Source organism: Candidatus Poriferisocius sp., from assembly GCF_965208475.1.
GTDB lineage: Bacteria > Actinomycetota > Acidimicrobiia > Acidimicrobiales > Bin134 > Poriferisocius.
This window is the reverse complement of sequence record NZ_OZ242338.1, coordinates 3,568,656-3,589,092: the sequence shown is the minus strand read 5'-3', so window position 1 is coordinate 3,589,092 and position 20,437 is coordinate 3,568,656. Positions and strand designations below refer to the sequence as shown.

The 20,437-nt window shown below is 65.8% G+C and carries 18 protein-coding genes; 3 read left to right on the top strand and 15 right to left on the bottom strand.

Annotation, left to right across the window (positions count from 1 at the left end):
- Positions 1 to 19 precede the first annotated feature (19 nt).
- From ACOGXA_RS16750 to ACOGXA_RS16735, 4 genes are read right to left on the bottom strand one after another with little or no spacing between them, the layout of a single operon-like run.
- Positions 20 to 976, bottom strand: a complete 957-nt coding sequence (locus ACOGXA_RS16750) for an ABC transporter permease (protein WP_419924988.1) — start codon at positions 974 to 976, stop codon at positions 20 to 22.
- Positions 976 to 2,088 (bottom strand): ABC transporter permease, encoded by a 1,113-nt coding sequence (locus ACOGXA_RS16745; protein ID WP_419924987.1) that lies wholly within the window; start codon positions 2,086 to 2,088, stop codon positions 976 to 978. The genes ACOGXA_RS16750 and ACOGXA_RS16745 overlap by 1 nt, the downstream gene beginning before the upstream one ends.
- Positions 2,085 to 3,602, bottom strand: coding sequence for an ABC transporter ATP-binding protein (locus ACOGXA_RS16740; RefSeq protein ID WP_419924986.1), 1,518 nt, complete (start codon positions 3,600 to 3,602; stop codon positions 2,085 to 2,087). Before ACOGXA_RS16740 ends, ACOGXA_RS16745 begins: the two co-directional genes overlap by 4 nt.
- A gap of 29 nt (positions 3,603 to 3,631) precedes the next feature.
- Complete coding sequence (locus tag ACOGXA_RS16735; RefSeq protein ID WP_419924985.1) at positions 3,632 to 4,822, bottom strand: BMP family ABC transporter substrate-binding protein; 1,191 nt, start codon at positions 4,820 to 4,822, stop codon at positions 3,632 to 3,634.
- A gap of 117 nt (positions 4,823 to 4,939) precedes the next feature.
- Here ACOGXA_RS16735 and ACOGXA_RS16730 point away from each other — a divergent pair, with 117 nt between their 5' ends.
- From ACOGXA_RS16730 to ACOGXA_RS16720, 3 genes are read left to right on the top strand one after another with little or no spacing between them, the layout of a single operon-like run.
- Complete coding sequence (locus ACOGXA_RS16730) at positions 4,940 to 6,433, top strand: pyridoxal-phosphate dependent enzyme (protein ID WP_419924984.1); 1,494 nt, start codon at positions 4,940 to 4,942, stop codon at positions 6,431 to 6,433.
- Positions 6,430 to 7,635 carry a PLP-dependent lyase/thiolase gene (locus ACOGXA_RS16725; protein WP_419924983.1) on the top strand — a complete coding sequence of 402 codons (1,206 nt, stop codon included), beginning with the start codon at positions 6,430 to 6,432 and terminating at the stop codon, positions 7,633 to 7,635. The genes ACOGXA_RS16730 and ACOGXA_RS16725 overlap by 4 nt, the downstream gene beginning before the upstream one ends.
- Complete coding sequence (locus tag ACOGXA_RS16720) at positions 7,632 to 8,930, top strand: 8-oxoguanine deaminase (RefSeq protein WP_419924982.1); 1,299 nt, start codon at positions 7,632 to 7,634, stop codon at positions 8,928 to 8,930. Before ACOGXA_RS16725 ends, ACOGXA_RS16720 begins: the two co-directional genes overlap by 4 nt.
- A 39-nt stretch (positions 8,931 to 8,969) precedes the next feature.
- Here ACOGXA_RS16720 and ACOGXA_RS16715 read toward each other — a convergent pair whose 3' ends face one another.
- The 11 genes from ACOGXA_RS16715 to ACOGXA_RS16665 all read right to left on the bottom strand — a co-directional run bounded on the left by ACOGXA_RS16715 (position 8,970) and on the right by ACOGXA_RS16665 (position 20,425).
- Positions 8,970 to 9,515, bottom strand: a complete 546-nt coding sequence (locus ACOGXA_RS16715) for a DoxX family protein (protein ID WP_419924981.1) — start codon at positions 9,513 to 9,515, stop codon at positions 8,970 to 8,972.
- 119 nt (positions 9,516 to 9,634) lie between these two features.
- Complete coding sequence (locus ACOGXA_RS16710; protein WP_419924980.1) at positions 9,635 to 10,534, bottom strand: alpha/beta fold hydrolase; 900 nt, start codon at positions 10,532 to 10,534, stop codon at positions 9,635 to 9,637.
- Between the two features lie 146 nt (positions 10,535 to 10,680).
- Positions 10,681 to 11,427 (bottom strand): SDR family NAD(P)-dependent oxidoreductase, encoded by a 747-nt coding sequence (locus ACOGXA_RS16705; RefSeq protein WP_419924979.1) that lies wholly within the window; start codon positions 11,425 to 11,427, stop codon positions 10,681 to 10,683.
- A 33-nt stretch (positions 11,428 to 11,460) separates the two neighbouring features.
- Entirely contained in the window at positions 11,461 to 12,135 is a 675-nt protein-coding gene (locus ACOGXA_RS16700; protein WP_419924978.1) for a hypothetical protein, read from the bottom strand.
- On the bottom strand, positions 12,132 to 13,340 hold the full coding sequence (locus ACOGXA_RS16695; protein WP_419924977.1) for a beta-ketoacyl-[acyl-carrier-protein] synthase family protein: 1,209 nt from the start codon (positions 13,338 to 13,340) through the stop codon (positions 12,132 to 12,134). The genes ACOGXA_RS16700 and ACOGXA_RS16695 overlap by 4 nt, the downstream gene beginning before the upstream one ends.
- Complete coding sequence (locus ACOGXA_RS16690) at positions 13,333 to 13,719, bottom strand: phosphopantetheine-binding protein (protein WP_419924976.1); 387 nt, start codon at positions 13,717 to 13,719, stop codon at positions 13,333 to 13,335. The genes ACOGXA_RS16695 and ACOGXA_RS16690 overlap by 8 nt, the downstream gene beginning before the upstream one ends.
- Before the next feature lie 19 nt (positions 13,720 to 13,738).
- Positions 13,739 to 15,646: a DUF6851 domain-containing protein gene (locus tag ACOGXA_RS16685; protein WP_419924975.1), complete on the bottom strand. Its 1,908-nt coding sequence runs from the start codon at positions 15,644 to 15,646 to the stop codon at positions 13,739 to 13,741.
- 192 nt (positions 15,647 to 15,838) lie between these two features.
- On the bottom strand, positions 15,839 to 16,753 hold the full coding sequence (locus ACOGXA_RS16680; RefSeq protein ID WP_419924974.1) for a TIGR03564 family F420-dependent LLM class oxidoreductase: 915 nt from the start codon (positions 16,751 to 16,753) through the stop codon (positions 15,839 to 15,841).
- A gap of 103 nt (positions 16,754 to 16,856) precedes the next feature.
- The gene (locus tag ACOGXA_RS16675; protein ID WP_419924973.1) at positions 16,857 to 18,317 is read right to left on the bottom strand and encodes an acyl-CoA carboxylase subunit beta; all 1,461 of its coding nucleotides are present in this window, start codon (positions 18,315 to 18,317) and stop codon (positions 16,857 to 16,859) included.
- A gap of 60 nt (positions 18,318 to 18,377) precedes the next feature.
- Positions 18,378 to 19,376, bottom strand: a complete 999-nt coding sequence (locus ACOGXA_RS16670) for an LLM class flavin-dependent oxidoreductase (RefSeq protein ID WP_419924972.1) — start codon at positions 19,374 to 19,376, stop codon at positions 18,378 to 18,380.
- Positions 19,373 to 20,425: an amidohydrolase family protein gene (locus ACOGXA_RS16665; protein ID WP_419924971.1), complete on the bottom strand. Its 1,053-nt coding sequence runs from the start codon at positions 20,423 to 20,425 to the stop codon at positions 19,373 to 19,375. The genes ACOGXA_RS16670 and ACOGXA_RS16665 overlap by 4 nt, the downstream gene beginning before the upstream one ends.
- Between the last annotated feature and the right edge of the window lie 12 nt (positions 20,426 to 20,437).

The following is a 20,437-nucleotide window of genomic DNA, read 5'->3' as shown; positions in this document are numbered from 1 at the left end:
CCCGCGGGCGGCAACTGACTCAGCGCTCTTCTCGGCGGTAGGCGATGCCCAAGGCGGCGGGCGCCACCGACGGGCGGTGCCGGTAGCGCCAGCTGATGATCACCAGTACCGTCACGGTGAGCACGAAGGGCAAGATGCCCAAGAGCGCCGGCGAGATGCTGCTGACATCCACTCCCAAGATCTCGAGATCGAAGGTCTGCAATCGGGGTTGAAGGGCCAGAGTGAAGCCGAACAGCAGGGCACCCAGGGCAAGCCGCCCTGGTCGCCACGCCCCGAATATCACCAGGGCCACCGCTATCCACCCCCGTCCGGCCACCATTCCCTCGGTCCACCCGGGTGCCATGTACAGCGACAGGAACGCTCCGGCCGCTCCGGCGAATGCCCCGCCGGCCATGACCGCGGCCGACCGCAGCGCCACCACCGAATGGCCGGCGGTATCAGTGGTGGGCGCTGATTCGCCCACTGCCCGCAGGGCCAAACCCAACCGGGTGCGCGACAGCACGAACCAAACAGCCAGCCCCAATAGCACCGTCAGGTAGACCACCGGCGGCTGGTTGAAAAAGATGTCGCCGAACCAGCGAATGTCGGCCAGCCCGGCTATCCCCAGATCGGTGAACTGGGTCTCGGGACGCTCACCCACCACGTTGCGGCCCACATAGGCGGCCAGCCCCAGCCCGCCAATGGTGAGGGCCAATCCCGAAACCACTTGATCAGCCCCCAACACCACGCTCACCAGGGCGTGGAATCCGCCCACCAGCCCGCCGACTGCGGCCGCGGCGAAGAATGCGGCCCATGGACTCCCGGTTTCCAACCCGACCATGAACCCGCTCACCGCACCCATGGTCATCATCCCCTCGACCCCGAGGTTGAGCACACCAGCCCGCTCGGCGATCAGCTCTCCCAGCGCGGCCAAGAACACCAGCGTGCCGAACTGCACGGTGGCCACGAACAGGCCGACTATTGCCGCTTCAGACATCAGGCAACTTCCTCAGCGAGATCGGGCTCTTCGTGGTGGTCGTCCGCTGAATCGCCGGAAAAACCGACCCAGCGAATCCGGTAGTTGAAGAACACCACCGCCACCAGAGCCCCGAACAGGATCATGGCCTGCAAGATGTCGGAGATGGCCGAGCTGACTCCCAAGGTCTGGATGCTCTGGCCCCCCACTTGCACCGCCCCGAACACAAAGGCCACCACCGCCACCCCCGAGGGGCGCATGAGGGCCAGCGCGGCCACGATGATCCCGGCGAATCCGTAGCCATTGGACAAGCCTGATTCGAGGCGAGTGGCCGATCCTGTGAGCTGCACTGCCCCGGCCAGGCCGGCTATTCCCCCCGACAGCAGCAGCGCCGTCAGCACTTTGCGCCGCATGGAGATTCCGGCGTAGCGGGCGGTGTCGGGCGACGACCCGGCTAGGCGCAGCTCATAGCCCCACGCCGTGCGGGACACGGCCAGCGAGAAGACGATGAGAAGTCCCAGAGCGATCAGCACCCCGATGTTGGCCCGGCCGAATAAACCAGGCAACGAAGCCTGCTCGGGTACCGGCTCTATGACCGCGAAGCCGAATGACTCGGGATCCTTCCACGGGCCGGTCTCCAGCCACTCCACCACCCGGATAGCCACATACACCAGCATCAGGGTGGTAATGATCTCGCTCACCCGAAGATGGGATCGGGCCAGGGCCGGGCCGATCATCAGCACCATCCCCCCGGCAATGCCCGACGCCATCATCACCGCTATGAGAAGCGGACCCGAGAGCCCGTCGGCCAACATGGCCACTCCGGTGGCGACGGTAGCGCCGGCCATCATCTGACCCTCAGCCCCGATGTTCCACAGCCCCATCGATCCCGCTACCGCCACCGACAAGCCGGCTAGGGCCAGCGGCGTGGCCCGCTCCAAAGTGCGGGACAGCGAATCGGTTCCCCTGAGCGCGGAGTCGAACATCCGCTCGTACACCTCGGCCGGGCTGTGGTCGGACACCAATAGCAAGATCGCACCCAAGATCAGCGCCACCACGATGCCGACAAAAAAGCCCACCGCCTGAGTGGCGGGCACCACCCGGTCGCGTCGGACAAGAACTGGGCGGATCACGCGGGAGGCCTCCCGGCCATGGCCGCGCCCAGGATCGTTCTCGGGGTCACGTCGGGGCCGTACTCCCCCACTATCCGGCCTTCAAACATCACAAGCAGTCGGTCGGACAGGGCCAGCAGCTCGTCGAGATCCTCAGAGATCAAAAGCACCCCCACGCCGTCGGCCTGCTGTTCCACCAGATGGCCCTGGATGGCGGCCACCCCCTGCACGTCCAAGCCCCGAGAAGGCTGGGCTGCCACCAACACCGAGGGCTGCTCGGCCAACTCCCGGCCCAGCAGCAGCCGCTGAAGATTCCCTCCCGACAGGCCGGCTATAGGATCGTTCAGCCGGCCCACCCGCACCGCAAACCTCTCGACCAAGCCCTGGCAGAACTCGATGCACTTCGACATCGACAAGAACATGCCCCTTCGCTGATATCTATACGAGCGCACCACCGAGTTGTCCACCACCGACATCTTGGGGGCCAACCCCACTCCGAGGCGGTCTTCGGGCACATAGGCCAGACCCAAGCGATAGCGATCAGCGGGCGACGCTGCGGTGACGTCCCGAGACTTGACCGTGACCCGACCCTCAGTGGGCGTGCGCAGTCCGGTGATGACCTCGGCCAGCTCCTTCTGGCCGTTGCCCGACACTCCGACAATGCCCACGATCTCACCGGAGTGAACGGTCAATTCAATGTCGGTCAGCGCGGGCAGTCCTCGATCGTTCTGAGCGCTGATTCCTTGCAGGCGCAACACCTCGGGACCGGTCTCGGCGGTGAGAGGGCGATCCACAAATCCGCTTTCTGACGACCCCACCATCAGCTCGGCCAATTGCGCCAAGTCCACGTCGTCCAAATCTTCCACTGTGGCCACGGTTTTGCCTCGGCGCAACACGGTGGCCTCATCGCAGAAGGCCACCACCTGGTCCAGCTTGTGGCTGATGTAGATGACCGAGCGGCCCTCTTCGGCCATGGCCCGCAGCGTGGCCCCCAACTCGGCGGCCTCACCGGGGGTCAGCACCGCGGTGGGCTCATCCATGACCAGGACCGAGGCATTGCGCCACAGGGCTTTGAGGATCTCCACCCGCTGGCGCTCGCCCATAGAGAGCTGCCACACCGGGCGGGTGGGGTCGGCGGCCAAACCGTAGGTCGCCGACAGCTCTGCCACCCGCTCCTCGGTCTCGGATTCCCTCAGCAGCCGGGGCGCGGCACCCAGCACGATGTTCTCGGCCACGGTCAGGGTGGGAACCAGTCGGAACTCTTGGTAGACCATGCCCACGCCGGCGGCGATGGCGTCGGCGGGAGATCGGAAGGCTTGGCGCTTGCCGCTAACCCACACCTCACCGCCTTCTGGCCGGTACACACCGGCCAGCACGTTGGCCATAGTGGTCTTGCCGGCACCGTTTTCGCCCAGGAGCGCGTGAATAGTGCCGGGGCGGACCTTCAGGTCGGCCCCGGCACAGGCGATCACTCCGGGGAACTGCTTCTCAATTCCCCGGAGCCAGACCGCATGATCGGCATCGGCAGATGCCACTTCCAATTACGGGAAGTCCCCGGCTCAGATCAAGACGGGTCGGCGTCGCCGACGACACCTTCGACGAAGAAGGACATGCCCAGCATGGCGCCGTCGTCCATGGTCTCGCCTTCGGCCACCACAACGTTGCCGTCCTGATCGCGGATCTCACCAGTGAACACGTCCCATGTGCCTGCGACGATCTCGTCCCACACCTCGAGAACTTCGGCTATCACCTCGTCGGGCACATCGTCGGCCGCGGGCGCCAGGGTGACAATCTCGTCGTCCATGCCGCCCCAGTAGGCCCCCGGGACATAGCTGCCGTCGCGCACGGCTTCAATGATGCGGGCGTAGTACGGACCCCAGTTCCACACCGGTGCAGTGATGAAGGCATCGGGTGCGAAGGCGCTCATATCGGAGTTGTACGACACCCAGCGGGCCCCTGCCTCCTGAGCGGCCAGACCAGGCGCGGTGGAGTCCTGGTGCATGGCAATCACGTCGGCACCGGCCTCCAATAGCGCGGTGGCGGCATCGCCCTCGATAGCCGGGTCGAACCAGGTGAAGGTCCAGTTGACGTGAACTTCCACATCGGGGTTAGTGCGCTGCGCACCCAGGGTGAAGGCGTTGATGCCTCGCAGCACCTCGGGAATCGGGAACGCGGCCACATAGCCGATCTGGTCGGCCTCGGTCATGGCGCCGGCAGCCATCCCCGACAGATAGCGGGGCTGGTACATGCGGCCGAAGAAGTTGCCGAAGTTGGTGTCGTTCATCTTGAACCCGCTGGCGTGCTCGAACACCACGTCGGGGTACTCGCCGGCCAACTCCTCCATCGGGTCCATGTAGCCGAACGAGGTGGCGAATACGACGTCGGCCCCCTCGTTCTCGATGAAGTCGACTACCACCGCCCTGAAGTCTTCAGCGACCTCGGGGATGTTCTCCACGAACAGGGTGGTGGCCCCGGTCTGCTGCTCGGCAAGACGACGGCCCTGGTCATGGGCCCATGTCCAGCCCGCATCGCCCACGGGTCCGACATACACGAACGCGGCGACAACCTCGTCATCCATGGGGGCCTCGGTGGGCTCAGGCTCAGGCGCCTCTGTGGGTTCTGGGGCTGGTGCCTCGGTGGGCGCCTGAGTGGGTGCTGGCTCTGGAGCAGCGTCGTCGTCGTTGCCGCAACCCACTGCGACCAACGTCAACGCCGTCACAGCCACCAGCAGCTTCAGCAAGAACTTCCTAGCCATGTTTCCCTCCTTGGAACGGCTCTATAAGCCAACCCATAGAGAGTAGCCTGTAACTCTGACGCAAGTGCCAGGTTCTTGGCATCGTTCCCATACAACTCCGATTCGACAGGTTTTGCCGTGACTGCTTTTTCCAGCATCCCCGAGGGCTTCGGCCTCGAAACCGAGGTGGTCAACGCCACTGTTCGCGACCGGGCGGTCGAACGGTGCCGCCAGGTGGGGATCCGACTGCCCACCTTCGCTGAGCTAGCCGACCCCCCCGCGGCTGATGGCGGGTTTGCCGGGGTCGGTCCCGACGCGGCCGACGCCGCCAACCTGTGGCGGGTCAACTGGTTCAACGATGCATCGCGGGCTGGGCGGGCCTCGGTGCCCGAGCATGTGGTGATCCCCCCGGCGCTGTCGGGGGTGGAGTCGCCCATAATTATGCTACTGGGCAACCGGTTCCCGATGATCGGCGCCCACAAGGTGCTGGCCGCCTACTCCTGTTTGGCCCCCCGGCTGGTCACGGGGCAGTTCGACCCCACCGAGAACCGGGCGGTGTGGCCGTCTACCGGCAACTACGCCCGGGGCGGCATCGCCATCTCCACAATCATGGGCTGCCGGGGGGTAGCCGTGCTGCCCGAGGGGATGTCGGCCGAGCGCTTCGAATGGCTTGACCGGTGGACGTCGGACCCCTCCGACGTGATCCGCACCCCCGGCTCGGAGAGCAACGTGAAGGAGATCTACGACGCCTGCGCCGCGTTGGCTGCCGACGAGGCCAACGTAATCCTCAACCAGTTCTGCGAGTACGGCAACCACCTGGGCCATGTGACCGCCACCGCGGCCGCAGTGGAGCGGGTGCTCGAGCACTACACCGCAGGACACCCGGCGGCCCGGCTGGCCGGATTCACCGCCGCCTCGGGCTCGGCCGGGACGCTGGGGGCAGGCGACCCCCTCAAGGAGCGCCACGGGTCGGCCATCGCGGTGGTGGAGGCGCTGGAATGCCCCACGCTGCTGTACAACGGCTACGGCGAGCACAACATCCAGGGCATCGGCGACAAGCACGTCCCGCTGATCCACAACGTGACCAACACCGATGTGGTGGTGGCGGTGTCGGATCAGGCCACCGATGAGCTGGGGGTGCTGTTCTCAACACCGGAGGGGCGGGCGCTTCTGTCTCAACGGGGGGTGGGCGACGACGTGATCGACCACCTCGACGACTTGGGACTGTCGTCCATCTGCAACCTGCTGGCCTCGGCCAAGCTGGCCCGGGCGCTGGGCTGCGGCCCCGACGACGTGATGGTGACGGTGGCCACCGACGGGGCCGCTCTGTACGGCTCGGAGCGGGCCAAGACCATCGCCTCCGTGTTCGGCGGCGATTTCGGCGCCGCCGAGGCCACTGCGGTAGCCGACCGCTGGCTCAACGGCGTGGACACCGACCACCTGCTGAAGCTCAGCGACCGCGACCGAGATCGGGTGTTCAACCTGGGGTACTTCACCTGGGTGGAGCAACAGGGGGTGGATCTGGCCCACTTCGACGCCCGGCGGGATCAGTCGTTCTGGCTGGCCCTTCGCGATCTGGTGCCGGTGTGGGACGAGCTGATCGCCGACTTCAACGCCCGCGTCGCCCAGTGACGAACCAGGGCTTGGCCTGCACATGTGGGGCCGCAGCGGCCTACGACGGCTGGTCTTGTTCCCAGCGAGGCGAAGACGCCTCCGACCACGTTCTGAGCCTGCCTATGCCGGAGTGGTCGGTGGACGAGAGCAGCCAGCAGCCGTTTGTGCGCTATCGGCGGATGCTGCGGTCGCGGGTTGAGGCCGTGGATGATGGCTGGTTTGTGGATCGGGTGGGCAAGCTTGATGCCGCGGTGGCTGGAGTAGACGGCCACGGGTTTGAGATAACTCCCTATTCGGAGGCTCTGATCGGCGGGCGGAGCATCACCATCAAGGACGAGACAAACAACGTGTCGGGGTCGCACAAGGCTCGGCATACGTTTGGGCTGATGCTGCATTTGCTGGTGCGGGAGCGTCGGGCTGGTGCTGATGCTGACCGGCCTCCGCTGGCTATTGCCTCGTGTGGCAACGCCGCGGTGGCGGCGGCGGTGGTGGCTGCCGCTGAGCGTTGGCCACTCACCGTTTATGTGCCCGAGGTTGCTGAAGCCGCGGTGGTGGCCCGGCTGCGGGAGCTGGACGCGACGGTGGAGTTCTGCCCTCGTGTCGACGGGGAGGAGGGCGACCCTTCCTATCTCCGCTTTAGGGAGGCGGTCCGCGCTGGCGCGGTTCCCTTCGGCTGTCAGGGGCCGGACAACGGTTACACCATCGACGGGGGCCGAACGCTGGGGTATGAGCTGGCGGAACAGGCTCCAGACATTGACCGGGTGTACATCCAAGTGGGCGGGGGGGCGCTGGCCGCGTCGGTAGCCCAGGGGTTGTCTATTGCCGGATCTTCCGCATCTCTTATTGCCGTGCAGACCGAGGGTTGCGCTCCGCTGGCCCGGGCGTGGGACAGAACCGCCGAACTGGGTGGGCTGGACGAGGCCCGGCGGCAGCGGGCATCCGTCATGTGGCCGTGGACGCCGACTCCATTCTCTGCGGCCACCGGGATCCTCGATGACGAGACCTACGACTGGGCCGCGGTCACCGAGGCCATGGCAGCCACCGGCGGCCACCCGGTGGTGGTGCCCGAACCGGCGGTGGCCGAAGCCTGCGAGGTGGGCCGATCGGCTACCGGAATCAACGTCAGCCCCACTGGGTCGGCCGGGCTGGCCGGTCTGCTGTGCGACGATCCGCCCGCCGAGGCCAAGCCGGCGGTGTTGTTCACCGGAGCCCAGCGATGACCGCACGCACGGTGCTGCGGGGGGCTCGCTGGCCCGGCGACATCGCCATCGCCGACGGTCTGATCGCCGAAGTCGGAGCCATCGAGCCCCTGCCCGGCGATATCACTGCCAACGTGGACGGCGACATCGTCACCGCCGGTCTGTTCAACACCCATCATCACCTGTACCAGTGGATGACCCGAGGTCGGGCGGTGGGGTGCGACCTGTTTGGCTGGCTGGTGGAGCTGTATCCGGTGTGGGGACGGCTGACGGTGGACGACGTGGCCGCCGCTGCTCTGGTCGGTCTGGGTGAGCTGGCCGTCACCGGCTGCACCTCCGCGTCCGACCACCACTATCTGGTGCCCCACGGCGACGATGCAGTGTTCGACGCCATCGTCGAGGTCGCCGCCACGGTGGGCATCCGCCTGCACCTCAGCCGGGGCTCGATGGACCTGGGGGAATCCCAGGGCGGCCTGCCCCCCGACCACGTTGTGGAAGACCTGGACTCCATCATGGCCTCCACCGAGCGGGTGATCGCCCAACACCACGACGGGAATATGGTGCATGTGGTGGTGGCGCCGTGCAGCCCGTTCTCAGTCAGCTCTGAGCTGATGGAGGCTTCGGCCGCACTGGCCCGACAACACGGCCTGCGGCTCCACACTCACCTGTGCGAGACCATCGACGAGCAGGAGCACTGCCTGGAGCGCTTCGGCCGCCGGCCGGTGGAGCAGCTCGACGACTGGGGCTGGGTGGGCGACGACGTGTGGCTGGCCCACGGAATTTGGATCAACGACGAAGAGGTCGCCCGGCTGGGCTCAGCCAGGGTGGGAGTGGCCCATTGCCCCTCGTCCAACGCCCGTTTGGCCGCCGGCACCTGCCGGGTTACCGACCTGGAAGCCGCCGGAGTGCCGGTGGGGCTGGGTGTCGACGGCGTGGCCTCCAATGAGGTGGGCGGCCTGTTCCCCGAGCTGCGCCAATCGCTGTATGCCGCCCGCCTGCGGGCCAAGGACCCCAGCGCCTTCATGCCCGCCGACGCCATCCGCCTGGGCACCTCGGGCGGGGCGACCTGCCTGGGAGTGTCCGACCGGCTGGGCCGGATCGAGCCCGGCATGGTTGCCGACCTGGCCGTTTGGCCCGGCGACGACATCGCCGACGTGGTCGACCCACTGGCCGGACTCGTATTAGGCCCCGATCGCCGGGTCCGCCACCTCTACGTCGGCGGCAACCCCGTCGTCCAAGACGGCCACCTCCTGGGCTGCGACCTCACCGCCGCCCACGCCGACCTCGCCCACCGAGCCCGCCGCCTCTGGGACTAGCGGCTGGCATTCAACCGCCGAGCTGACGGGACGCGCGATTCACAGGAGCTCCTTGCCCGTTATACGACGCTCTAGCCCCCGCTTGCCGCTTCCGAGAATCCCAATGACCCACGCCCCCAAGAAGTGCATTATCACCACCTCTCCACCGTGGTGGAGAGTGTCGAAGCCATGATCCGGGTTCCAGTAATGGGGCCAAAGCCCCCGCTCCAGGTGAATTACGAAAAAGGCCGACGCGGTCACGCACATCATGGCCCCGGCCGCTAGCCGGGTAAGTACGCCTACGCCGATCATGACTGCGGCGATCAACTCGACATAGCCGGCAATGTCCACCAAGGGGTCCAAATCCTGCTCCGAGGGAAAGTTCCAAAGCAGAAAGGTCTTCTGGATGCCGTGCATCGCGGTCATGACCGCGAAGCCCACGCGGAAGATCAGATACAACTCGGCAAAATGGGCACCGAAGAACTGGCCCAAGTACCCGTCTTGTGGGGAGCCTTTGCCAAATCGGAAAACGCTCCTAGCAACGCGCGGGCCACCGCCAGGGTGGCTCTTTGAAGTACCGCTTGCGGGCTTGGACTCTCTAGTCATAACAAGTCAGTCAGAATCGCCTCGACCCGAAAACACTTTTGCACCCTGAATGCCAATCATGTTCTTCTATAGTAGTCACTCATTCTGCTTTCCGGTGAATTCGCCCATGGTGGTGCTCCTCAGGCCAGTCCGCGGCGCTCGAGGAACTCAACCGTCAGGTCGGCGCACTCCTCGGGGGCCTCAAGCTGGAGAAAATGTGTTTTCTCGGGTATGAAGTCGTAGTCGAATCTGGCCAATACGCCCAGGTCCAAGCCAGGCAGGAATGAGTATTGAACCGTCGGGTCGGCACCTATGGCCTTTAGGGGGATGTCGAAGCTGTCCAAAAGGTAGGTCACCTGCATGGCAAAGCCGAAATACCACTCGTAGAGCTGGGCCTCGTGCTCGGGGGGGCAGCGAAGCTCGTATCCGCCGCCTTCCGCGGGCCGGAGCGTGGCTTCCGACAGCAGCGACAGCGTATTCGGCGAAATGCGAGAGTAGGCCGGCGCCTGACCCAGCATCTCGGCAAGTTCGTGGCGCGACTCGAAATGGTTCTTTCGGCGCCGAGCCCGCCTCGCCTGGCGCTGGCACACCTCGTCCAAGTGCTTGCTGCCGTCTCCGGGCAGCTCGAAGGCCGGGTCGAACAGCACCAAGCTGGTGAAGTCCGGCTTCCGGTACTGGTGCGTCAGCGCGATGACGGTGGACACAGAGTGGAACACCCCAATGCACGGCCTCGGCCCCCAGTGGCATGAAATGGCCTCGATGACGGCCTGGCTATCGTCGACCAGGGTCGGGACGTTATAGCTGCCGATAGGGCTAGCGGGGTTCCAACCGTGGCTCCGCAAGTCGAAAATACAGACATCGAAACGGTCGGTCAGTCGCGACCAGTACGGATAGTAGAGGTCGGCGGCCAGCCCGCATCCGTGGCTCAGCACCAGCCGCGGCCCGTCGGGGTTGCCGTGCCTGCGCACGGTGATTGCGGTTCCGTCAGCCATGACCGCATCCACGATCCCACCCGGCTCCGGCACCCTCCACTTGTCCACCGCCGCACTATATCCCCTTGTCATTTATTGCAGTGGATGCCATTAACCCATCTAGAGCGAGAATCTGTCCGTGGCAATAATCGGCCTGACCGCTTAACCCCCCGCCGCGAGCAACACCGGAGTGCAGCTCGCGGCGAATTGGCTCGTTATACAGCCGGCTCTTTGAGCACCGCCGCCGACTCTCCGCAGTCCACGTTGACAATTGTGCCGGTCACATAGGAGCTGTCCGGCCCTGCCAGCCAGCTTATGACTGCGGCCACCTCCTCGGGGTCCGCCATGCGGCCGAGGGGATTGCGCTCTTTGAGTGATTCCTGCCAGCTCTGGGCCAGCACTTCGGTCATCGGAGACTTGACCACACCGGGCGCCACGATATTGGCCCGGACATTGCGCCGCCCCACCTCGCGCGCCAAGGAGTACACGGCTGAGTTCATCGCTCCCTTGGTCGCCGCGTAGGCAACCTGCCCTGGATCACCGAGTTCTCCCCGCACCGAGCTCACCCACACGATCGACCCCCGCCGCCGGGCCAACATCCCGGGCAACAACGCCCGCGTCACGGCCAATGGCCCGAGGAAGTTCACGGAGAGCATCCGCTCAACCGACTCCATCTGGTACTCGATCAACAGCGCCACCTCATGGATGCCCGAGGTGGCCACCAGCGCGTCGCAGCCCAAACCGGCGTCGTCCAGCCAGGCCACCACCTCATCACCGGCATCAGGCGTGGTGATATCCACCCGCAGTTCTGCCACTCCGATGTCGAGCAGTTCTTTCGACAAGCCGCGTCGGCTGACGCCGACCAAATTCCAGTCCGGCGCCATCGCTTGGCATACCGCCACCCCTATGGCCCCTGTCGCCCCGAGAATTACCCCCGTCGGCCTCGGCGCTTCGGTCGTCACAGCACTGACCTATCCGCTCAAGGCCGTACCATGTTAAGAAGCGCCGTCGGGAAGTTCAACGACCAAATCAGCCCCTCCCGCTGCGGAGTGAAGTCGCTCCAACTCCAGCAGCAGCCCAGACTGCGGGCGTCCCAACAGCTCCACTGGATCGGCCCCTGTTTCTCCGGGCACCACGCGAACCCCGACCGCGCCCACCGACTCCGACGGCAGCTCGAACCCGCCCGAGGCTTGGGCAAAGACGGCAAAGCCCACTTCAACCGCGCCTGTGCACACGTCTCGCACCGCGGCGGCCACCGCACTGTGATCGGCGTAGTCGTGGTTGGTGTACTGGCAATGCCGCCAGCAGTCGATTCCTTCCTTGGCCGCCAGATACAACCCGATGTTGTAGAGCTTGTGCAGCGGCAGCAGCGGGTTCAGACCTTCCGCCATGGCGGTCAGCGCGGCAATCCGATCGCTCTTCTCGGCCAGTTCTTCGGCAAAATCAATGTCAAGCTGCAAGGTGTCCTTGGCCCCGGCGAAGTACAAACCGCAGCCGCGCCCAGACACCTCTTCGCCATCGCCCAGCAACTCCTTGAAGCAAGCCAACGTGAGCAGTTCAAAATCTGCCACGCAACGCCGGTCGTGGCGGAAAGGAACCAACTCCCGCTGGTTCAGCTCGAAAGGCGTACCGAAGCCGATCTTGGCCGAGGTCGAAACCAGGGCTCTCATGGCTGCCTCAAGAACAGCGAGGCGTTCGAGCCCGCCAGCCCGAACGAGTTGGAGAGCACACCCCGGCAAGTGACGTGCCTGGCCCCGTCGGCGATGTAGTCGTCGAGGCTGCACCGGGGATCAACCTCGTTGAGGTTTGCGGTGGGGGGAAGCGTCGAGGTGTGGATGGCCATCGCGCCGAACACCGCCTCAAGTGCGCCGGCACCTCCGAGGAGATGCCCGGTAACCCCCTTTGTGGAGCTCACGGGAGGCGCCACGTCGCCGAACACCCTCCGCACGCCCTCGCTCTCCGACAGATCATTGTCCTCGGTGGAAGTTCCGTGCATGTTTATGTAATCCACCTCATCAACCGCAGCGCCCGCTCTGTCTAACGCTCTCTGCATGGCTAGGGCCTGTATCTCGCCGCCCTCGGAGCCCGCCGTGAGATGACCGGTCGACACCGCCGTGCCCCACCCGGCCAGCTCGGCAATGGGCTTGGCGCCGCGGGCTTCTGCGCTGCGCTCCGACTCCACCACCATCACCCCAGCACCCTCGGCTATCACGAAACCGGCGTGGGTGACGTCGAAAGGCCTCGAGGCGGTCTCCGGGGTGGAGTTGTGCCTGGTCAACACGCCCATCCGCGAATGGATGGCCACGATGACCTCGTTTATGTTGGCGTCGACGCCGCCGGTTATCACGATGTCGGCCAAACCGGAACGCACCATCTCGCCCGCTTCCAGCACCGACACGCCGCCTGCCGAGCAGGCGGTGGTGACGCCCGAATATCGGTCGCCGAAGTCAGCGCCAATGCCCTCGTGGGCGGCCTCCTGGGGGCGTCGCACATAGCCCGAGAGGTCGGTTCCGCTCACCGTCTCACCCCGGCATGCGGCCGTGAACTCGTCGATCTTCCAGGCGAAACCATGGCTGGCCACCGCCGCCCTGGCCCGCGGGTCAGCCACAACTCGGTCCCGCTCCAGTCCAGCCTGCTCGAGGGCCTCCGCTTCGGCGAAGCGGTAGAAATCCAACAGCCGCAGAGGCGACGACTCATAACCGGCGCCGTCGCGGGCGGGAACCTGCCCCGCCACCTTGCAGTCGTTTTCTCCCACTTCGACGATCTCCAGCCGGGCGGTGCCCGATCGGCCCGCCACAACGGCTGGCCAGCACTCCTCTATTCCCCAGCCCACCGGGCACACCGCGCCCAGGCCGGTGATCAGTGCCCTAGCCATTCTCGTCCAGCGCTCGCTGGAGCAGGGCTACGAGATCGCCCACCTTGAGCACCACGAAGACGTTCTCCACCCGATCACCGGCCGATATGCGGCCGTCGTCCAACTCGGGCATGAAATCGTTCAGCACCGCAAGGCCCTCCTCGGTGACCCCGCCGTTCTCGTCGAGCCACCGGATGCCGGCTTCCTCGAAGTGTCGCTGGATGTGGGCAACGGCCATCTCGACTCCGAACGCCTTGCGAACCTGGTAGTTCATGTCGAGGATGTCGAGCGAGTCGGCATCGAGATCGTCGTACAGAAGCGAGTCGTCGCTCACCTCGTCCACCTCGATGTCGAGCGACTCGGCCACGATGTTGTGGACTTTTGCGGTCAGGTCGTCCATGAATTGCTCCTTTGGGCTTCTATCGACCGGTCCAGTGGGGCTCTTCGAGCATGGGGTCGGCCGGAAGCGGCATCGCCGGCTCACGCAGAGGCGCCGTGCCGTCCATGAGCGTGGCCCAGTAATCGTAGGCCAAGTCGCCGATCTCGTTGCCCAGTGGCGTCGCTACCTCTACCGATGGCCAGAAGTGAACTCCACCCCAGACTCGGCTGTTCTCACAGGCCTCCTCGTATTCGCTCCAGGTCTCGAAGTTGATCTCGACGTCTTCGGCCGGGGTGATGCCCCGCTCGATGGGGTTCGACCCGGCGGCCCGGATACCCCGGTATCCGCCAGTGGCGTCTTCGACGTCGGCGTACCTTCGCAATGCCTGTGCGTAGGCACCGCAGAATGAGGTGGTGGCCGACGGGTACTCGGGATGGTCGGCGGTGCCGGCAAAGCTTCGCCAAGAGCTGCCGGGCATGCTTACGGTGCCCTTGCCTGGACCGCCCCACGCATCGACGTTCTCGTCACCGAACAGGAGGTGGATTGCGGTGACAGGCCGCACTGCGTCGAAGCGCTGCTTCTCCTGCCAGACCACCACGCCCACATCGTGGGAGGCCATCTCGACCAAGAAGGAGACCTGAATGAAGTCCACGATGTCCACTATGTGCTTCACGTCGGGAAGGATCTGCGACCCTCGCAGCTTGTTGTCGAAGAACATGACGATTTCCTTCTTGTAATCGTCAAGGCCCGCCGACTCGTCCAACACCTCTTGGGCCTGCGCCCGATACGCCTCAGCGTCGGTGTGATCGCTCTCTGTGGGCGGCGCAACCCGGTAGTCCCTGGGGTTGAAGCCGGAGAAAGGCTCCACGTTGGCCCACTGGGGAGTCACGAACACCTGCGATCTGAATACGCCATCGGTGTGGGGCACGATTAGGGGCTGCCAGCGCGACGCATCGCTCAGCTCCTGGGGAGAGTTGACCGGCGCATAACCGGTGGTGTCTCGCCATGCCATGCCGTTGATGTCGCCAAACTGGTTGAACCCATCGCCGCGGCGGGCGTCTAGGGTGCAGCGGGCCGCCAAGTTGCCGATCGCCGCCGCAGTGGCATCAGCGCGATCGCTGCTGTCGCAGGGCCAGTCCATTCCAGAATCGTCGTCAGGGTCTAGCCCGTGATCGGAGAGCATGGCGCGCCATTCCTCCGCCCGATGGGGGGCGAAATCCAGCATCAGGCGGTACATGGAGTGCATTACCGCGGTGTTGGGCAGCAGATTGTCGTCTGACTCAGAAGCGGGTCGTCGCGCTATTCGGGAGTAGATGCCCACGGCGGTCTCGTCGTAAGGCGCAACCGCATCGAATGCCGCGCTGTACATCTGTACCGTGTAGCGGAACACCACCGAGGCGTCGTTGAACGCGGGGGACACCTCTGAGCTGGCCCAAGGACCGAGGCGGGGAATCAATATCCCATGCATGGCGTTGCCATTCACCAGGTCGAACTCGCCGTTGGGGCCCTCGCGGGTCAGCATTGCGGGCTCTGCCGAGGACATCGACGTCGAATCGGCCATTTCTGGGGAATCGCCGGTCTCAGAATCGGCCGATTCCATCATGCGATAGGCGTTCAACAAGCTGGCCTGCTCGGCTAGCAGTGCGTCGCGCTCAGCGATGTCGGCGGCGGTCGGCGAGTCGGGAGCAGGGCCGGGTTGGCTGGGCTCGAAGTCGGGACAGCCGCCGGGCACGACGCCGGTGTCCACGCCGAGCTGGCAGCGCAAGGTGTTCAACTGGTTTTCCTGCTCGGCTATTTCCTGGTCACGATCAGAGACATCGTTTGAGGTTTGGGCCGTTAAGGCAGCCCCGCCCAAACCAAGCCCGGAGGCCAGTACCGATAGGGCGAAAAACGCAGCGAGCCATGGCTTGCCCCGCACGCCCGATGGCAAACGTCGAGAAACTTTCATTTCCTACCTCTTCTCAAATCTTCAAATGGAAAACCTCATACAGACGAGGAGTGCTGCATGAGATCTTGCCCTATGGGCACCAAGCTAACAACCAAGTGCGGCTTCGCGCTACATGGGGCGATGCAACCCTCTGAGGCCAGATGCTGGAATTCCTACTCTTTGCCACTGGGCCAAACCAATTGCCCGACACGCCTATCTGACGAGCGCGGCCAATGCCTCCCAGGTGCGCTCGATTTCGTCGCCGGTGCCAATGGGAGCAGCCAAGATACTCGTGGCCCCGGCTGTGAAGAACGCCGCCAGCTTTTCCGATACCTCATCCTCGCCGCCGATGACGCAGATTTCCCCGGCGCCGGAGAGGCCCTCGCGGTCCAGCATGTTCTTGTACGATGAAGCCTGCTCCTCTTTGCTGAGCAACGCGGTGGCCCGCCCCCTGGCCCCTTCAATGTCGTCGGTCACGCACACCGGCAGTCCTACAACCACATCTGGAGCGCTGCGGCCAGCGGACTCCGCCGCATCTTTGATTGTCGGCACGACGAAATCCCGGATCGTCTTCAACCCGGCCATCCAAGTGACAGTTCCCGCCGCCGCCCTCCCCGCCAACTCCAGCATGCGCGGGCCGAGAGCAGCGATCATCACCGGGCAGGCTGGACCCTCGATATCGAGATCGCCCCTCATGACAACTCTCTTGCCCCTCATGTAGGCCTGTCGCTCCTCCAGCAAGAGCAGCAAGATTTCCAGGTATTCGGCCATGTAGCTCACGGGGCGGTCGAAGCTCTGGCCCCATACCCGCTCCACGAAAACCCGGTGGGAGGCACCCACGCCGAGGGTCAGATTCCCGTTTAGGGCCTTGTTGACCGTCAAAGCCTGCTGAGCCAGGGCTACCGGATGGCGGGTGTACACCGGCACTACGGCCACGCCCATGGGCATATCAACCCCTGACCCGACCGCAGCCAGAACAGTCAACGCGTCCAAGCCTGCGGCCTGAGGAAGCCAATAGCCGCTGAATCCCTGGTGACCGGCACGCTCGATTTGCGCTCGGATGGTGTCCAAAGAGGTTGCGGACGCTGCGTTCCGACTCAAGTCAACACCGAAAATTGAGATCTCCATAGATCAGCTCCTCACTGGCGGTCCAGCCTCGCCTTAGGCTGCTCCAAGGTAGCGGGTGAGGATCTCAGTCGCTCAGGGCGTGCGCCATGTCTAACCACGCTGTTCAGCGATTTTCGGCCAGCGTAAGGGCGCCGAGGATGGCGTTGCGCATGTCTCGGGGGTCGATCACGTCGTCGCTGCCGAGGCGGTTGGCCAGGCGGTAGGGGCCGGAGCGCTGGTCGCGCTCCACTTGGGCCTGGGTCTCGGCGTCGAGCTTGGCTGAGCGGCCTCCGGGCTCAGCGGGCATGGCCGCCATGTTCACGCTGGGCAGGGCGAACGACTGGGTCTGGTTGTCGAACGGGTTCTGGGCCATCACCACCGATCCGAAGCCGAACGCCTTGCGCATGGTGATCTCGATCTTGGGGTTGGCGAGGCGGCGCTCGGCCTTGTACATCTTGCCGCCCCACTTCAAGATGCCCTCCCGCTCGGCCTTGGTGCCGGCCATCACACCGGGGTTGTCGGCCAAAAACACCACCGGGTGGTCGTAGTTGCCGATCACCTCCAAGAAGTCGGTGGCCTTGATGGCGGCGGCCGAGTCCACCGAACCGGCCAGGTAGGAGGGGTTGTTGGCCACGATCATGCTGGGCCGTCCGCCGAAGCGGGCCAGCCCGATGATGATGGCCGGGCCGTAGGCGGGCTGGATCTCGAAGAAGCTGTCGTCGTCGGTGATCAGGTCGATCACGTCGTGCATGTCGTAGGGGCGGCGGTCGTTGGGGGGGATCACGTCGAGCAGCTCTTCCACCGGGCGCGGTTCGGTGTCGGGGCCGGTGCTGCGGGGTGAGGGCTCCCCTGCCCTCTGGGGGAAATATGAGAGGTAGAGCCGGGCCATGTCGATGGCCGACTCGTCGTCGGGGGCCTCGTTGTGGGCCGAGCCCGCGATGCGGGTGCAGACGTGGGCGCCCCCCAGCTCCTCTTTGGTCACGTCCTCGCCGGTGGCCGCCTTCACCAGCGGCGGTCCCCCGGTGAACATGGAGGCATAGGAGGTCATGATCACGAAATCGCTGAGCGGAGCAGCCAGCGCCCCGTGTCCCGCGGAGGCGCCCATCACCAAGCACACCATGGGGACCTGCCCGTTCAAATCGGCGTAGGCCTGGAGGTCGCCGGGCGCGCGGCTGCCCCCGGTGTCGGTGAGCCGGTGGCCGGCCCCTTCCAGCATGGTCACCAGCGGGACGCCCTCTTGGGCGGCCAACTCGGCGATGCGGTAGCGCTTGGCGGTGTTGCCCGCCCCGATCGACCCGCCCAGCACGGTGAAGTCCTCGGCGCCGGCCAGCACGGTGCGGCCGTCGATGCGGCCGTAGCCGCACACGAAGCCGTCGGAGGGGATGTCTTCCATGGTGCCCACCAGCGGGCCGATCTCCCGGAAGGTGCCCGGGTCGAACAGCCGGTCGATGCGCTGGCGCACATCAAGCTTGCCCCGCGAGTGCATGTACTTCTCGACCCGCTCGGGGCCGCCCATGGCCGCGCCTTCAGCCCGCCGACGGTCGAGCTCCTCCAGCCACGGCTTCCACTCCTCGCGGTTGCTCATGGTCCTAACTCTTCCAGCTATGGCCGTCGATGTTGTGATCGCTCTAGTTGTGGAGTCTCGTCAGGGCGAGAAGGCGTCGATCATGGCCGCCACGTCGGGGCCCAGGGGGTAGAGGATGGGACAGGTGGCCCCGTTGGCCACGTACTCGTCCACCTTGGCCCGGCACTCCTCGGCGGTGCCGGCGGCGCAAAGCATCTGCACGATGTCGTCGGGGACCAGCTTGGCGGCCGCCTCCACCTGCTCCATGGTGGCGGGCCAGGTGAGCACGGCGTTGACCTTCTCCAGCAGCGAGTCGGGCACGCCCGAGGCGGCCATGATGTGGGGCTGCTGGCCCAGGTACTGGGTGACCAGCAGGCGGGCGGCGTCCAGCGCCTCGGCCCGGTCCTCGGCCAGCGAGCACACCACGAGTTGGGGACGGTCGAGGTCGTCCACCGTTCGACCGGCCCGGGCCGCGCCCTCGGCCAGGGCGTCCATGGCCCGGCAGTTGTAGTCGGGCGACACCAGGTAGTTGAGCACCACGCCATCGGCGATCTCGCCGGTGAGCTCCATCATCTTCATACCGGTGGCCCCGATGTAGATGGGCACGTCCTTGGGGCGGCGGGGCTGATGCACATAGTCGAGCTCCACGTCTTCGAGATGCACATAGCTTCCGTCGAAAGTCACGTTCTCGTCGGCCAACAGCGCCCGCACCACGGTGACCACCTCTCGCATGGCCCCCAGCGGGCGGCGGCGGTCTACGCCCACCTTGCTGGCCAGCGGATCCCACCACGCGCCCAGCCCGCACAGGATGCGGCCCGGGGCCAGGTCGTCGAGGGTGGAGAACGTGGCCGCCAGCCGGGCCGGGTTGCGGGTCCACATGTCGAGCACGCCGCTGCCCACCTTTATGGTGTCGGTGGAGGCGGCGAAGGCGGCCATGGGCACGGTGGCCTCCCGAACCAGCCGGGAGTCGGCCTGCCACACGGCCTCGAACCCCCGCTGTTCGGCGTAGCGGACGCATTCGATGGCATCGGCCATGGAATGGGCGTCTTGCAGGTATAGGGCCACCGGATATGAGCTCATGGGTCGATCTCCTCCAATTTCGCGAACATTCGGCCAGCGGCCTCGGCGGCCTTGGCCCGGATCTCGTCGGGGTCAACCCGGGTGGCCACCCCTTGGGCCAGCAGCGTCTCCCCGGCGACCGTCACGTCCACCGCCCGCACTCCGGGGGTAAACGCCAGCCGCCACGGGTCGATGGGGTCATACGACCAGGCGACGATATCGGAACGGGCCTCGGGAAACAGTTCCCAGCCCTGGGCCAGCCACTCCCACGCCGAGTCGGGGGTGGCGGTCACGTCGTGTTCCCGGTGGCGGACATAGGCCACCCGGAACTCCTCGAGCATGTCGGCGCCGATGCCGTCGGTGCCCAACGCCACCGGATTGGCAAACCGGGTGGGGCGGGCGTAGCCCACCGCGTTGTTCATGTTGGACCGGGGGTTGTGTACCAGGGTGCCGGCCAGTTGGTGGTCATCAGGCAGATGCACCCCGTGGATCAGCAGCCACTCGTCGGTGCTCCACCGTTCCAGCCGCTCGGCCGCCGGGGCGTCAACCGGCCCCTCGGCCACGTGGATGTGGACCCCGGTGCCCAAGTCGGCGGCCAGTCCGGCGGCGGCTTCCAGCGTGTCGTCGGTGCAGGTGAAGGCGGCGTGGACCCCGACCATGCCCCGGCCCCCGGCCCGCAGATACCGCTCGTTCTCGGCCAGGCCCCGGCGGGCGCCGTCGGCCCCGTGGCGGTCGGTCACCCCGTAGGCGCAGCTCACTCGCACCCCCACCTCGGCGCAGGCCTCAGCGATGGTCTCCAGCGAGCCCTCGATGGCGTTGGGCGACTCGTGATGGTCGACGATGGCGGTGCAGCCCGCCTCCAGCGCCTCCAGCGCCCCCAGCTTGGCCGACCACTCGATGGTGTCGAGGTCGAGCGCCCGGTCGAGGCGCCACCAGACCAGCTTGAGGATGTCGGTGAACCCGGTGGGAATCCCGGGCGGGGCGGGCATACCCCGGGCCAGCGCCGAATACAGGTGATGGTGGGCGCAAACCAGCCCCGGCGTGGTGTTGGAACGGTCGCTTGCGTCCATATCAGAGAAGAA